Below are 14,189 nucleotides of genomic sequence, written 5' to 3' on the forward strand. Positions count from 1 at the left end.
GCCGGGGTGTGGGTGAGCGCCAGCCCGCAGATCATCGAGCGCATCGCGGTGGACTTGCCGCTCAGCGTCGAGCCGACGATCGCCACGTGCCCGGCGGCGCCGGCCAGCTGCAGCCACATCACGTCGCGCAGCTGTTCGCGGGGTTTGTCGACCAGCGCGATCGGCACCTGCAGCGAGCCGTGCAGCTCCGGGTTGGCGAAGGCGAGGCCGCGGTCCGCGTCGGCGACCACGGGCCCGAGCAGCTCGTCGAGCGTGGGCGACTGGCTCAGCGGGGGCAGCCACACCGGACGGGCCGGGGCGTCGACACCGCTCAGAAGCTCCGCGACCGTCTCGGCGATCGACCGGGTCTCCGCGCCGTCCTCCGCCGGTGCCGGCTGGAACGTGGTGGCGGCCAGCAGCCGGCGCAGGGGCTCGACGCCGGTCTTCAGATAGGCGTGACCGGGCGACCTCGGCAGCTCGTAGGCATCGGGGACGCCGAGGACCGCCCGCGACTCGAGCGCCGAGAACGTCCGCAGGCCGACCCGGTAGGAGAGGTGCGTGTCGAGGCCGCGCAGCCGGCCCTCCTCGAGCCGCTGGCTGGCCAGCAGCAGGTGCACGCCGAGCGACCGGCCGAGGCGTCCGATCTGGACGAACAGGTCGATGAAGTCGGGCTTGGCCGACAGCAGCTCGGAGAACTCGTCGCAGATGACCAGCAGCGACGGCAGCGGCGGAAGGGCCGCCCCGCCCAGCCGGGCCCGCTCGTATTCCCGTCGGCTGGGGTAGTTGCCGGCCCTGCGCAGCAGCTCCTGCCGCCGGATCAGCTCACCCTCGATGGCGTCCACCATGCGGTCGACCAGGCCGAGATCGCCGGCCAGGTTGGTGATCAGGGCCGTCACGTGGGGCAACGAGCTCAGCGCGGAGAAGGCGGCCCCGCCCTTGAAGTCGATCAGGATGAAGTTGAGCGTCGCGGAGTCGTGCATGAGCGCCAGCGAGGTCACCACGCTGCGCAGAAGCTCGGACTTCCCGGAGCCGGTCGCCCCCACGATCAGGCCGTGCGGACCCATGCCGTCCAGGGCCGACTCGTTCAGGTCGAGCACGACCGGCTGATCGCGAGGATCCATCCCGATCGGCACGCGCAGCCGTTCACCGGCCGGCACACCGGAGCGGTATCGCGCGACCACGTCGGCCGACAGCGTCCCCAGCCCGAGCAGGTCGAGAACCGACCGGGCGACGGTCAACGGCGCGGTCACGCGCGTGACCGCCGTTTCGGGCCGGGTCACCTCCGGCCAGGTGGGCCGGATCCGTTCGACCAGCTCGAGCGCCCCGTCGTCGAACTGCCCACCGGACAGGCCGTCGGCCTCCGGAGCACCGTTGTCCGGGCCGAGGTGCGGCAGCGCGACCAGGAACCGGCTGCCCCGGCGGATGGCCCAGCCGGGCAGATCATTCAGGGAGCGCTCCGCCAGGCGGGGGTCGACCCGGGACTCCTCGGCCGAGTCGAGGTTCAGCTCGATCTTGCAATGGATCAGCTCGGCCAGTTCGTTCGGCACCTCCCGCCAGCTGCGGGCCGTGACCACGACATGCACGGCATATTCGAGTCCCCGGCTCGCCAGCGACCGGATCCGCTGCAGATAGGGCTGGAAGTCGGGCAGCCGGTCGACGAAGAGGAAGATGTCGGGGTGCCGCTCGTCGGGACGCGTCTCGCGGAAGACCCGGAACCGCCCGGCCGAGTCGATGAAGTGCTCGGCGAAAATCCTCTTACGAGCCGTGACGATCTGGTCGATCTCGTCGAGGATGTCGCCGATCTGCTGTCCCTGATCGTCGCGCGCCATGCTGATCTCGAACGGCAGGCGGCGCAGCGAGCCGAGCTTGTTGCCGCCCGACTCCAGGAAGTAGAACCGGACCCCGGCGGGCGGGTTGGTCAGCGCCAGGCCGGCCACCAGCGTACGCAGCAGCGTGCTCTTGCCGCTGCCGATCTTTCCGACGACGAGGACATGGCCGTCCTGGTGGGCGAGATCGATCCACACCATGCCGGCCGCCTCGGTGCCCCGGAAGGCCTGCCCGATCGGCACGACCAGGCGCCCGGTGCCCCACCACTCGTCGGCGCGCAGGCCCTGCTCGACCGGCTGGCTGAGCCGGCCCAAAAGATCGCCCAGATAGACCCGCTGACCGGAACCGGCCGCCGCCTGCGCGTAGCCCTGCCGGACGTGGGCCAGGTGCACCTCGTCCTCGACGTAGCCGAACTGGGTCGGGGTCTGCGAGGGCGTCCGCCGGGGCACCTCCATGCGTACGTATTCCCAGAGGTCATGCGGCGTGATCCGGCCGATGCCACGCAGGTCGGCGGCGCCGGTGGCGAGCCCGCGCACCACGGCGTCGGTGAACGCCGACAGCTTCCGCGCCTGATCCTCGACCGGGCGTTCGCCGTCGTCGGCGCGCTCGACCGAGCTGGCCGCGGTGATCACGTACGTGCCGCGCCCCGCCCGCAACTCGTTACCGACGTCGACCTGCAGGTCGGCCTTGACCCGGCCGTCCGAGAAGGCGCCGCTGTAGCAGCAGTCGAGCAGGATCACCGTGCTCGACGCGTCCGACTCGTCGATCAGCTCCTTGACGAACGAGGCCGAGATCGAGGTGGCGGCCAGCAGTTCGAGGTCGGTGTTGCTGACCGCGAGATGCAACCGCCCGTTACGGTTGCGCACCCCGTGCCCGGAGAAGTAGAGCAGGACCAGGTCGCCGGGCTGGGCCGAACGGAAGACGCGTTCCATCGCGCGCTCGACCTCGGCCTTGGACTCGTTGAGGAGGATCTCGGCCGGGTCGAAGTTTCCGGTCTCCGGGTCACGCAGCAGCTCGCGCAGGATCTGAGCCTCGTGGCGCGGGGCGAACAGGCGCGTCAGCCGCGGATCCTGATATTGATCGTTGGCGACGATCAGGGCGAGCCGCCGGCTCATCGGTCGTCGTCCGGCCGGGCCAGCAGTTTGTCGATGTTGCGCACCACCTCGGCGACGTCGGCCGCGGCCGCACCGCTGACGATGACCTCGCGGTCGCCGTCGCGAAGCGTGATCTGCCGGGCCCCGCTGCGGGCCAGATAGGCGACGATGACGTCGCTGATCGCTTTGAGCCCGGCCGCCGACAACACCCCGGAGACGACCAGCGCTCCAATGTGCTGCACGGTGCCCGACTTGCCGCCGGCCGCCGGCGCCGTCTCGAGTGGAGTGACCGACAGGCCGCCGACCTGGCGCAGATCCCGTGCCAGCTGCCTGGTCGACTCGTCCTGCCGGCGGGCGTCCCCCGGGCCGTCGACGACAACGTCCATCCGGACCGACCGCATGTGACGCTCCCCTCCGTCGGCTTCGCACTCTAGCCAACGCGGTCGATGTGCGGGCCGATAGGCTGCCGCCATGGACAAGCGGGAATGGACCCTCGTCATGTGGTGCGGCGGCGACCGCACCACCACCCGCATCCGGCGGACCTGGGACGTTTGACTGCTCGGCTGGGGCATCGACTACGACCCGTTCGTCACCGGCGAGGTCCGTATCGACCACTTCCGAGTTGCCAAGCCGGACGGCACCGGCGGCTGCCAATGGGCCTGGTACGTCAAGACCTCAGCCCTGGCCCGACTCGGCATCGCCCCACCGGACGACCCGGCCTTCTGATCAAGAGGCAGTGGAGTTCCCCGATCCCGCCCTCGCCGACCTGACCCCGCACATGGTGGTGAACTGTTCCCTGTACGCCGTCACCGGTGAGGTGTGCTGGGCATGCGATGTCGGTCGGGGAATCGAACCCCTGCGCCTGCCCCCGGCGCGCCAGGAGTGCGCCGGATTGCCCGCCGGCGCTCGGGTCTGTGCACGCTGTCATGTCGGTTACCCGCTCCACTGTGTCCGTTGATCCGCGTCCCTTAATCCGCCAGGTCGGCCTCCCAGTTGGTGCGCTGGATCAGCGTGTCGACCTCGCGTAGCTGCCGGGCCAGGTCGTCGGCCTGGCGGCGCAGGTCGGCGACCGGCAGGGCCGGGATCATCCTCAGCTCGGAGCGCAGCTGGCGATAGCCGCGCTGGCCCTCGCCGGCCGCGGCATCGGCGGCCGCGGTCACGATGCTGTGCCGCAGGCGCAACACGTCCCGCCGCGCCAGGGCATCGGTCAGCGTGCCGCCGTCGACCGGGGTGGCGGCGTTGGTGCGGTTGATGCGGCGGATCAGCGACTCGAGCTCGCCGAGCACCTCACCCGCCTCGGCGAGCAGGGCGGCCGCGTCCTCGGCCGGCGTCTCGCCCTCCTGGTAACGCGCGCTGCCGGTGACCCGGGCGCGCAACTGCTCGGCCCGGCGGGAAGCATCCGCCCGCAGTGCGAGCGCCTCGGCAAGTTTCATGGCCCCGATTGTCGTCTGCCATGATCGGTCGCGCCGCTGATTTATCGGGCGGCGACGCCGTCGAGCGCAACGACCCCGGCCGGCGCCGCTCGACAGTCGCGGCGAGGCGCTGGATCAGCTTGCGCTGTTCTGAAGAGCCTGGCTTCGAAGGGCCCGGCGGTGGGCCCACGCGACGATCGGCAGCAGCAGGCCGAGCAGCTCATCGCCGTCCGGCGTCAGCGCGTAGCGGATCTGGACCGGGGTGCTCGGGATGACCGTCCGCTCGATCAGGCCCTGCGACTCCAGATCCCTGAGACGCTGGGCCAGGACCTTGTCGGAGATGCCGGCGACCGCCGCGCGGTACTCGGTGAAGCGGCGGGCGCCGTGCCGGGCCGCGTTCAGGATGGCGGCCGCCCACCGCTGGCCGACCAGGTCGGCGGCGTGCTGGACCGCGTTGCACGTGCCGGCGTCCTCGGTCGGCGGAATCTCGGAGAACCTCACTTACCCAAGGTTAGCGACTTTCTCGCGGTTTGCGTTTCGGGACCGTACGGCCGGAGAGTGGGACCCATGACCGACTACGGACACGACCTGCTCTTCGGCAGCTTCATCACCCCGGCGGCCGGGCAGGCCGAGGCGGTCGTGGCGCTCAGCCAGATCTCCGAGCGCGAGGGGCTCGACCTGGTCACCTTCCAGGACCACCCCTACCAGGCCGGCTTCCTCGACACGTGGACGCTCATGTCGTACGTGGCGGCGGCGACCGAGACGATCCGGATCAGCGCCAACGTGATCAACCTCCCGCTGCGGCCGCCGGTCGTGCTCGCCCGGAGCGCGGCCAGCCTCGACCTGCTCAGCGGCGGCCGGGTCGAGCTGGGGCTGGGCGCGGGCGCGTTCTGGGATGCCATCGAGGCGGTCGGCGGTCCGCGGCGCACCCGGGCCGAGTCGGTCGAGGCGCTCGACGAGGCGATCACGATCATCCGTGCGGTGTGGGACGACTCGGAGCGCGGGGGAGTGCGGGTCGCCGGGAAGCACTACCGGGTGGCCGGCGCGAAGCGCGGGCCGGCGCCGGCGCACGACATCGGGATCTGGCTCGGCGCCTACAAGCCGCGCATGCTGCGGCTGGTCGGGCGGGCCGCGGACGGCTGGCTGCCCAGCCTGCCCGGACTGAAGGGCGGCCGCGCCGAACTCGCCGCCGGCAACAAGATCATCGACGAGGCGGCGGAAGAGGCCGGCCGGTCGCCGGGGGCCGTGCGGCGGCTGCTCAACATCGGGGCCGACACCGAGCCGGAGGCGCTGGCCGAACTCGCCCTCGAACACGGGATCTCGGCGTTCATCCTGATGGCCGACGACTCCGCGACCATCCAGCGGCTCGGGTCGGAGATCGCGCCGGCGGTGCGGGAACTGGTGTCGAAAGAGCGCTCGGGGACGCGTACGCCGAAAGCGGAGGCTCCCCCGGAGCCGCAGCCGTCCGTCGATCTGGCGAAGCCGACGCCGAAGACCCGGGCGAGCAGGCTGTGGGACGAGGAGGCGAGGCCGGTCGCGCCGCCGGCGCCGACCGGTTTCCGGTACGCGCCGCACGGCCCCGAGATCGGCCGGCACCTGATCGACGTGCACGGCATGCTGCGCGACGAACTGCAACGCATCCACGACGTGATCGCGCAGGTGAAGAGCGGTGCGCTGTCGGTGGCGGGCGCCCGCTCGGCGCTCAACGAGACCGCGTTGCGGCAGAACAACTGGGAGCTGGGCGCGTTCTGCGCCAACTACTGCACCCGGATCACCCAGCACCACGGCCTCGAGGACGGCCAGATCTTCCCGCACCTGCGGCGCTCCGACCCCGGCCTGGTCCCGGTCATCGACCGGCTCCAGGAGGAGCACGTGATCATCCACGAGGTGGTCGAGGGCGTCGACCGGGCACTGATCGAACTGGTCCGCTCGGACGGCGACTTCACCGCCCTGCAGCAGGCGATGGACCTGCTCAGCGACACGTTGCTCTCGCACCTGTCGTACGAGGAGGAGCAGCTGGTCGAGCCGCTGGCCCGCTTCGGCTTCTATCCGGGCCAGGTCTGAGAGCGTTACCTGATGCGGCGGTGGCTGCGGGCGATCATCGCGTCGTACTCGTGGTGCTCCTCCAGCCAGCCGCTGAGGAACGGGCAGATCGGCACGACGGTGCGACCCTTGCTCCGGGCGTCGTCCATGGCGGCCCGGGCCAGCGTCGACCCGACGCCGTGATGCTCGAATTCGGGCTCCACCTTCGTGTGCGTGTACGCGATGATCGGCCCGGTCAGCTGATAGGTCAGCACCCCGGCCGGCGTCCCGTCCTCCGTCCGCGCCTCGAACCGCTCCCGCTCCGGCACGTCGACAACCGTGATCTCCACCCGGCTATCCAACCACTCCCGCGACCGGGCGATCGGGGCCGCCGTCGGAGGATATGTCGTACCGGCGGCATAGGGTCGTTCCGTGCTGGTGCGGATTATCGGAACCGACCTGCCGGGGCGCGGCCCGGGCCCCGAGGCGGGCCGGCTGCGCCTCGGCAACGTCCACGTCGGGGTGCAGCGCAAGGCCGAGGTGGTGTCCCGGGTGCCGGCGACCGCTGACGGTGCCCGCTGGGAGTTCGAGGTCACCAGCCGCGAGGTCGACGGGCTGCTCGACGTGGGCGGGCCGTGGGTGCACGGGCGGCCGGGGGCCCGCTTCCTCTACCTGAGCTGGGGCTCGGTCGACGGCGAGGCGTTCGCGATGTTCCGCCGGGCCAAGCTGCTGTTCGGCGACATCCCGACGGCGCTGCTCCGCCAGGCCCACGAGGGCGCGGGGGTGCTTGTCGCGTCGCTCGGCCTGACCGACCAGGACGGCGGGCCGATCTCTGCCCGCGTCCGCCCGCCCGCCGTCACGTGGACACTGCGGTGACGGCCGGTGCCGAGCTGGTCCGGGCGGGCACCCGGGTGCTGCACGGCTTCGTCGCCCGGGACGGGTCGATCAACCTGTGGGGCGAGACCGACACGGGCAGCGGTGCCAAGAGTCCGGCCCACCCGTTCGCGGTCGAGGCGTCCCGGTTGCCGGGCGGTGAGTCGCGCCGCCCGGCCACCCTCGTGCTGCCCTCGACCGGGGCCGGGCCGCTCCCGTCGCCGCTGCTCGGGCTGCCGCCGCGGCGGGGCAGGCCGCGGCTGCGGGCGTGGGAGGTGCCGGCGGTCACGGTGCCGTTCGTCGACGACGAGGTGGCCGACGAGTTCGACGGGCGGGTGGCGCCCTCGGTGGCCTGGCTGATCGAGCTGTGCGGCTTCGCGGCCGACCTGGTGCGGCGGGGGCGGGTGCTGCCGTCGGTCCGGCCGGGCGGGCCCTGGACCGGGCCGCGGCCGGGCGTCCCCGAAGGAGAGGCGCGGTCGGACGTCTCTGAAAGGGAGGCGCGGCCGGGCGTCCCCGAAGGAGAGGCGCGGTCGGACGTCTCTGAAAGGGAGGCGCGGCTGGGCGTCTCCGAAAGAGAGGCGCGGGCGGGCGTCGCCGAAAGATCTGCGCGGCCGGGTGGTGGGGGGAGAGGTGCCCGGTGGTCGGAGGCCCGATGGCGGCCGGTGGTCACCGGGCTGGACGCGGCGCATCACGGCGAGCTGCTCAAACGGCTGCCGGCCGCGGTGCGGGCCGAGCGGGCGCGGCCCGGTGACGTGGCGCTGCTGCCGCCGGAGGACGTTCTGCACGTGGCGCTGGAGCGGCTGGTCGACACGCTCGTGCGGATGCGGCTGGCCGAGACCGGCGCCGGGATCGGCGACGGGTGGCTTGCGGCGCTCGCCGGGGAGCCCGGCTTCGCGGCGGCGCCGGGGCTGGTCGAGGAGCTGACGGCGCGGCTCGACGCCTGGCACACCGACGCGGTGAGCGGGTCGGCGGTGCGGCTCTGCTTCCGGCTCAGCCACGTCGACGACCAGGGCGACGAGGAGCTGCCGGACGCCATCGACCCCGACCCCGACCCGGCGCGGATCGCGCCCCGCGATGCCTGGCTGCTCGAGTTCCTGCTGCAGGCGGTCGACGAGCCGAGCGCGCTGGTCACGGCCGCGGACATCTGGCAGGACCAGTACGCCCCGCTGCGCCGCTGGACCCGGCACCCGCAGGAGCGGCTGCTCGGGGGGCTCGGGCGGGCGGCCCGGCTGCACCCGGATCTCGACGCCGCTCTGAACGTGCCGCGGCCGGTCGACATGGTGCTCGACACCGAGGAGGCGCACCGGTTCCTCGCGCATGCGGCGGCGCTGGAGGAGGCGGGCTACGGCGTGCTGCTTCCGCGCTGGTGGCGGGAGCGGCGGGGGCTCGGGCTGTCGTTCGAGGTGCGCACCCGTGACCCGATCACCCCGGTGCTGCGCGACCAGACCGCCGATCTGCGATCGCTCGTCGACTACCGCTGGGGGCTCGCGCTGGGCGGCGACCCGCTCACCGAGTCCGAGCTGACCGACCTGGCCAAGGCCAAGGTGCCGCTGGTCCGGCTGCGGGGGCGGTGGGTCTACCTCGACGAGCAGCACCTCGAGGCCGGGCTGCGGTTCCTGGGCCGGGGCGGCGGGTCGATGACCGCGGGCGAGGCGCTGCGGACGGTCCGGCTGCTGCCGCCCGACAGCCTGCCGCTGCCGGTGACCGCCGCGGGCGGGGAGGGCTGGGTCGCCGACCTGCTGACCGGCGAGCTGGAGCAGCGGCTCGAGCTCCTCGATCAGCCGGAGGGCCTGGCCGGTGAGCTCCGCGCGTACCAGAAACGGGGTTTTTCGTGGTTGGCCTTCCTGGACGGGCTCGGGGTGGGTGCCTGTCTCGCCGACGACATGGGGCTCGGCAAGACGGTGCAGCTGCTGGCGCTGCTGCTGCATCGGCGTTCGGGGCCGGCGCTGCTGATCTGCCCGCTGTCGGTGCTCGGCAACTGGCAGCGGGAGGCGGCCCGGTTCGCGCCGTCGCTGAACGTCACCGTGCTGCACGGCTCCGACCGCCCGGCCCCGGCGTCGCTGGCCGGTGCCGACGTCGTCCTCACCACCTACACGACCGCGACGCTCGATGCCGACGAACTGGCCGCGGTCGACTGGGACCGGATCGTGCTCGACGAGGCCCAGCACGTCAAGAACGCCGCCTCGGCGGTGGCCAAGGCCGTCCGGCGCCTTCCGGCCCGCAGTCGCATCGCCTTGACGGGTACGCCTGTGGAAAATCGCCTGGCCGAACTGTGGTCGATCATGGACTTCCTCAATCCGGGGGTGCTGGCCGACGCGCACACGTTCCGGGCCCGGTTCGCGGTGCCGGTCGAGCGGTACGCCGACGAGGACGCGGCGGCCCGTCTGCGCCAGGCGACCCGGCCGTTCCTGCTGCGGCGGGTCAAGTCGGACCCGGCGGTGATCTCCGACCTGCCCGAGAAGCGCCTGGTCCGGCACCTGTGCGGGCTCACCGCCGAGCAGGCCAGCCTCTACCGGGCGGTGCTCGACGAGATGACGACCCGGCTCGGGGAGGGGCACGACAAGTGGTCGAAGGGCATCGTGCTGGCCGCGATGACCAAGCTGAAACAGGCGTGCGTGCATCCGGCGCTGCTGCTCGGCGACGGCTCGCCGCTGCCGGGGCGCTCGGGCAAGCTCGAACGCCTGGAGGAGATCGTCGACGGGGCGCTGGCGGCGGGGGAGAGCATCCTGTGTTTCACGCAGTTCGCGCGGTTCGGGACGATGCTCACCCCGCACCTGGCGGGGCGGTTCGGGGTGCCCGTGCGCTACCTGCACGGCGGCACGTCGCGGGCGGCGCGCGACGAGATGGTGGCCTCGTTCCAGGCCGACGACCGGCCGGGCATCTTCGTGCTGTCGTTGAAAGCCGGCGGGACCGGCATAAATCTGACCGCGGCCAACCACGTGGTGCACGTCGACCGCTGGTGGAACCCGGCCACCGAGGCCCAGGCGACCGACCGGGCCTACCGCATCGGCCAGCGTCGTGACGTGCAGGTGCATACGCTGGTCTGCCTCGGCACGCTCGAGGAACGCATCGACCGGCTCCTGCTCGACAAGGGTGTGCTCGCCGAGCGGGTGGTCGGCAACGGCGAGGGCTGGCTGACGACGCTCTCCACCACCGAACTGCACGACCTGCTCGTGCTGGAACCGGAGGCGATCGGTGACTGATCGTCTCGCCCTGGCCTTCCTGGGCACCTTCGAATCGCTGCGGATGGGGCCGACGTTCGCCCGCGGGCGCCGCGACGAGCGGGCCGGGCACGTCCGCAACCTGATGATCTCGGGCAGTCTGGTCGTCGCCCAGGTGCGCGGGCCGGACGATCCGGCGGCGTTCCGGGCGCGGATCGCGGTGCGGGCGTTCGGGGCGTCCGAATGGGCGCGGGTCGAGCAGGACCTGGCGGGGCAGGCGCGCTTCGCGGCCGACCTGCTGGCCGGGCGCATGCCGCCCGGAATCGGCGAGATCTTCGCCGAGGCACGACTGAGCCTGGTGCCGTTGTCGCTGGACGAGGTGGCGATGGACTGCACGTGCGAGCGGTGGCCGATGCCGTGCGTGCATCTCGCGGCGGCCTGTTACGCGCTGGCCCGGGCCTTCGAGGAGGATCCGTTCGCGGTTTTCGCCTGGCGGGGGCGCCCGCGGGACGAACTGTTGATGCACTTGCGGGAGTTGCGGAGTGCCTCGGCGCTGGAGTCCGCCGGCGCGGCCGTTCCCGGGGGCGCTCCGGCAGGCGGCCCCGATGAGGCGGCGGCCGGGGCTGATGAGCTTGACGTGGCGGCCTTCTGGGGGCTCGGCGGGCCCCCGGCGCTGGTGCCGACCGGGGCGCGGCCGGGGGCGGTCTCGCGGCCCGACGCGCTGCTCGATCAACTCGACCCTCCGCCGCTGGCGCACGACGGGCGCCCGATAGTCGACGTGCTTCGCCCCGCCTACCGGGCCCTGCCCGAAAGATGAGGAAGTCTGTTTTTCCACGATCGTGTTAGACGCCCGGGTACTGGCCAGTCACATAGAGTCACCATGTTTTCCTTCACGAGGCATTAACGCTTTGTCAAGAGAAGGTGTGACATGAACCGAATTACCCGGATGCTTACGATTACTGGCCTCGGCCTGGTCACGGGTGTCACGATCGGTGCCGGCCCCGCAATGGCGGCCACCAACACCGGACAGGGTGCGGTGAAGTCCTCGACCGCCGACGCGACGGCGAAGCCGGGCGACCGGGTGGCTGGCTACTACGACAGCCGCGACGAATGCCGCATGGCCGGCCGGATCGGCGACCGCCTCGGTCGCTGGGACGACTGGAACTGTTACCCGGCGGGCGGTGGCTGGCACCACGGCGACTGGGTGCTGGTCGTCGACTACAGCTGGCACCACGGTGGCTTCCCGTTCGACGACCACCACCACGGCGGTTCCCCGTTCGACGACCATCACCATCATCACGGCGGCGGAGGCCCCTTCCACAGTCAGCACCAGGGGATGAACGGCGCCGACAAGGTGGGCGCCGGCAACAACGTCGGCATGCCGTCGGCGAAGCCGTGATCCGTCCCGGCCGCTGACGTACAGCGCCTCGGCGGCCTCGACCGATCGAACGGGCCATACCCGCGAGGGGTGGCCCGTTCCGGCATGTTGACTTTCCGGAGGTGACTTTCCGTCGGTAAATGGGCAATGCAGGACGGTGCACGTCTCCGTGGTGGACCAGCCCGATGACTCCGTCGTCGTGGTGGTCCGCGGCAACCTCGACATCGACAGCGCGCCGGTTCTCACCACCGCGCTCGACCAGGTGCTGAACGCGCCCGCTCCGCGGGTGGTGGTCGACCTGTCCGGCGTCGAGTTCTGCGACTCGACCGGGCTGAGCGCGTTCGTGGTCGGGCACAACCGGGCGGTCGCGCTCGGTGGATGGCTGAGGCTGGCCGCGCCGGGCGAGTTCCTCTCCCGGCTGCTCGACACAGTCGGGCTGACGCCGGCGGTGCCGGTCTACGGTGACGTCGCCGATGCGCTGGTCGACCGGGGCCCGTACTAATCTTCCCGGCGTGCTCATCCTGCTGCCGCCGTCCGAGGGCAAGACGCCCGCCGTCACCGGTGACCCGGTCGACCCCGCCGCTCTGTGGCTGCCCGAACTGGCCACCGCGCGCAAGCGTGTGCTCACCCGGCTCGTGACGCTCTGCAAGCGGACCAGCGCGCGGTCGGTGGCCGAGTCGCTGCGTACGCTCGGGCTGACCGAGGGGCAGCGGTCGGAGATCACCCGAAACGGTGGCCTGGGCTCGGCGCCGGCGGCGCCGGCCTGGAAGATCTACACCGGAGTTCTGTACGAGGCGTTGGACGCAGCCGGCCTTTCCCCGGCGGCGCGCGCGTGGCTCGGCGACCGGGCGGTCGTGTTCTCGGGGCTGTGGGGCGTCCTGCGCCTGGACGATCGCATTCCCGCCTACCGGTGCGCGATCGGCTCGACGCTCGCTGCACCGGTCGGCGGGCTCACCGCGTACTGGAAAAGGGCGCTGAAAGCGCCCCTCGATCGCGCCGCCGGTGACCAGCCGGTTCTTGATTTTCGCTCGGGTTCCTACGCGGCGATGTGGACGCCGCCCGCCGCGACCTCGGCGAGCGTGCGGGTGCTGCACGAGCGAACGGTCGGTGGCCGCACCCGGCGTTCGGTGGTCAGCCACTTCAACAAAGCGACGAAGGGCCGCATCGTGCGGTCCCTGGCCGAGGCCCGGGCGACGCCCGCGACCGTCGATGAGCTGGTCATGGCCCTGCGAGATCTGAAACTGACAGTCGAAGAGCAGCCCGCGGTGCCCGGACGGCCCCGGCAGCTCGACGTGGTGGTGACCGAGCTCTGACCGAACTGCCGAGGGGCCTCCTCGGCCGTCCGGATCGTCACGCAATCCGCTCTTCTCCGTCACTGTTTGAGGTGAGATCGTTTATCCCTCACGCACAGCTGCGGAGTTGCTTCAAGCTGTACGCCCCCTGTAAACAACACATCCGCCAGGGCTATGTTCTTCCGCCAGAGAACGACCGGGGAGGGTCGGTTGTCCACGACCGGCAATGGTCGCCTGCCCATCCGCAAACGCATCACCGGGCACCGTGCGGCCCCGCGCACCACCGGCACCCGCCGGCGCGACGACGACGGTCTCCCGCCGCCCGACGAGGGTCGCCGGTGGAACGAGACGCTGTCGTCGGCCGCCGTGATCCTGGCCGGTGTGCTGGTCGTGGTCGGGTTCGGCTTCGCGGCCAGCCGGGCGATGAGCACGCACAGCGACGCGCCCAACGTCGCGGTGCCCGAGGCGCCCGCGCTCGGCGAGGTGACGCTGCCCTCGTCCTCGGTCAGCCAGGGCCTGATCCCGCTGACCAGCCCGTCGCCGTCGCCGTCGACCTCCTCGCCGTCGCCCACGCCGACCACCAGGGCGCCCGACCCCGGCGCGCTCACGATCACCACCGGCGCGGTGCCGGGCACGGTCAACCTGTCGGCCGAGGGCGGCCGTGACTGGGTGCACTGGGGTGAGCAGAGCACGTTCTCGCTCGAGCGCGACAAGAAGGGCGGCTTCGCCATCCTCGAGGGCGCGCCGACCGCGCCCCGGTTCCGGCACGCGCTGAGCCCGCAACAGTTCACCTGGACCGGCGGCGACCCGGTCGACCACACCGAGGGCACCACGACCGGCATCCGCACCTGCGGCAAGGGCAACGGCTTCAGCATCACCGCACCGGCCGGTGACACCACACGCACCTTGAAGCTGTACGTCGGCATCATCTCGGGCAAGGGCCGCCTGTCGGCTCAGCTCACCACCGGCAGCGCGACCAGGTCGGCAACGCTGGAGCAGAAGGACGGCACATTCCACACCGCCGTTTTCACGCTGCGCTACCGGGCACCCAAGGACGGCAAAATCACGCTGCGCTGGAACACCGACGCCGCGTTCGGGACGGGATGCGGCGGGGTGGCGCTTCAGGCGGCCACCCTGCGGTGAAAGGGGAT

Annotated in this window: 13 protein-coding genes; 8 read left to right on the top strand and 5 right to left on the bottom strand. The window is 71.9% G+C overall.

Features of this window, described 5'->3' with window-relative positions:
* From ACIA5C_RS46105 to ACIA5C_RS46120, 4 genes are all read right to left on the bottom strand, one after another.
* On the bottom strand, positions 1-2,921 hold a 2,921-nt coding region (locus ACIA5C_RS46105; protein ID WP_396067210.1), incomplete at its 3' end, for an FtsK/SpoIIIE domain-containing protein.
* Positions 2,918-3,301, bottom strand: coding sequence for a hypothetical protein (locus tag ACIA5C_RS46110; protein ID WP_396067212.1), 384 nt, complete (start codon positions 3,299-3,301; stop codon positions 2,918-2,920). The genes ACIA5C_RS46105 and ACIA5C_RS46110, both read right to left, overlap by 4 nt.
* A 567-nt stretch (positions 3,302-3,868) precedes the next feature.
* A complete protein-coding gene (locus ACIA5C_RS46115; protein WP_396067214.1) occupies positions 3,869-4,333 on the bottom strand; it encodes a DIP1984 family protein in 465 nt (154 codons plus the stop codon).
* Between the two features lie 114 nt (positions 4,334-4,447).
* A complete protein-coding gene (locus tag ACIA5C_RS46120) occupies positions 4,448-4,813 on the bottom strand; it encodes a winged helix-turn-helix transcriptional regulator (protein ID WP_396067216.1) in 366 nt (121 codons plus the stop codon).
* A gap of 66 nt (positions 4,814-4,879) precedes the next feature.
* Here ACIA5C_RS46120 and ACIA5C_RS46125 point away from each other — a divergent pair, with 66 nt between their 5' ends.
* A complete protein-coding gene (locus tag ACIA5C_RS46125) occupies positions 4,880-6,376 on the top strand; it encodes an LLM class flavin-dependent oxidoreductase (RefSeq protein WP_396067218.1) in 1,497 nt (498 codons plus the stop codon).
* 5 nt (positions 6,377-6,381) lie between these two features.
* On the opposite strand, the gene ACIA5C_RS46130 is transcribed toward ACIA5C_RS46125, so the two are convergent.
* Positions 6,382-6,684, bottom strand: a complete 303-nt coding sequence (locus ACIA5C_RS46130) for a GNAT family N-acetyltransferase (protein WP_396067220.1) — start codon at positions 6,682-6,684, stop codon at positions 6,382-6,384.
* An 82-nt stretch (positions 6,685-6,766) separates the two neighbouring features.
* Here ACIA5C_RS46130 and ACIA5C_RS46135 point away from each other — a divergent pair, with 82 nt between their 5' ends.
* The 7 genes from ACIA5C_RS46135 to ACIA5C_RS46165 all read left to right on the top strand — a co-directional run bounded on the left by ACIA5C_RS46135 (position 6,767) and on the right by ACIA5C_RS46165 (position 14,181).
* Positions 6,767-7,210, top strand: a complete 444-nt coding sequence (locus ACIA5C_RS46135; RefSeq protein ID WP_396067222.1) for a DUF5990 family protein — start codon at positions 6,767-6,769, stop codon at positions 7,208-7,210.
* Positions 7,207-10,410, top strand: a complete 3,204-nt coding sequence (locus ACIA5C_RS46140; RefSeq protein ID WP_396067224.1) for a DEAD/DEAH box helicase — start codon at positions 7,207-7,209, stop codon at positions 10,408-10,410. Before ACIA5C_RS46135 ends, ACIA5C_RS46140 begins: the two co-directional genes overlap by 4 nt.
* Entirely contained in the window at positions 10,403-11,185 is a 783-nt protein-coding gene (locus ACIA5C_RS46145) for a hypothetical protein (protein WP_396067226.1), read from the top strand. Before ACIA5C_RS46140 ends, ACIA5C_RS46145 begins: the two co-directional genes overlap by 8 nt.
* A gap of 129 nt (positions 11,186-11,314) precedes the next feature.
* Positions 11,315-11,767: a hypothetical protein gene (locus ACIA5C_RS46150; RefSeq protein ID WP_396067228.1), complete on the top strand. Its 453-nt coding sequence runs from the start codon at positions 11,315-11,317 to the stop codon at positions 11,765-11,767.
* Positions 11,768-11,918: 151 nt separating this feature from the next.
* Positions 11,919-12,248, top strand: a complete 330-nt coding sequence (locus ACIA5C_RS46155; protein ID WP_396067231.1) for an STAS domain-containing protein — start codon at positions 11,919-11,921, stop codon at positions 12,246-12,248.
* Between the two features lie 10 nt (positions 12,249-12,258).
* Entirely contained in the window at positions 12,259-13,059 is an 801-nt protein-coding gene (locus ACIA5C_RS46160; protein WP_396067233.1) for a YaaA family protein, read from the top strand.
* 189 nt (positions 13,060-13,248) lie between these two features.
* The gene (locus tag ACIA5C_RS46165) at positions 13,249-14,181 is read left to right on the top strand and encodes a hypothetical protein (protein ID WP_396067235.1); all 933 of its coding nucleotides are present in this window, start codon (positions 13,249-13,251) and stop codon (positions 14,179-14,181) included.
* The last annotated feature ends 8 nt before the right edge of the window (positions 14,182-14,189 follow it).

Origin of the sequence: Actinoplanes sp. NPDC051343 (genome assembly GCF_044455125.1) — a bacterium.
Lineage (GTDB): Bacteria > Actinomycetota > Actinomycetes > Mycobacteriales > Micromonosporaceae > Actinoplanes.

What these genes read in the sequence shown, in the direction of transcription:
- ACIA5C_RS46115 (WP_396067214.1), bottom strand. Translation starts at nt 4,333, where the DNA reads ATGAAACTTGCCGAGGCGCTCGCACTGCGGGCGGATGCTTCCCGCCGG.
- ACIA5C_RS46125 (WP_396067218.1), top strand. Translation starts at nt 4,880, where the DNA reads ATGACCGACTACGGACACGACCTGCTCTTCGGCAGCTTCATCACCCCG.
- ACIA5C_RS46110 (WP_396067212.1), bottom strand. Translation starts at nt 3,301, where the DNA reads ATGCGGTCGGTCCGGATGGACGTTGTCGTCGACGGCCCGGGGGACGCC.
- ACIA5C_RS46150 (WP_396067228.1), top strand. Translation starts at nt 11,315, where the DNA reads ATGCTTACGATTACTGGCCTCGGCCTGGTCACGGGTGTCACGATCGGT.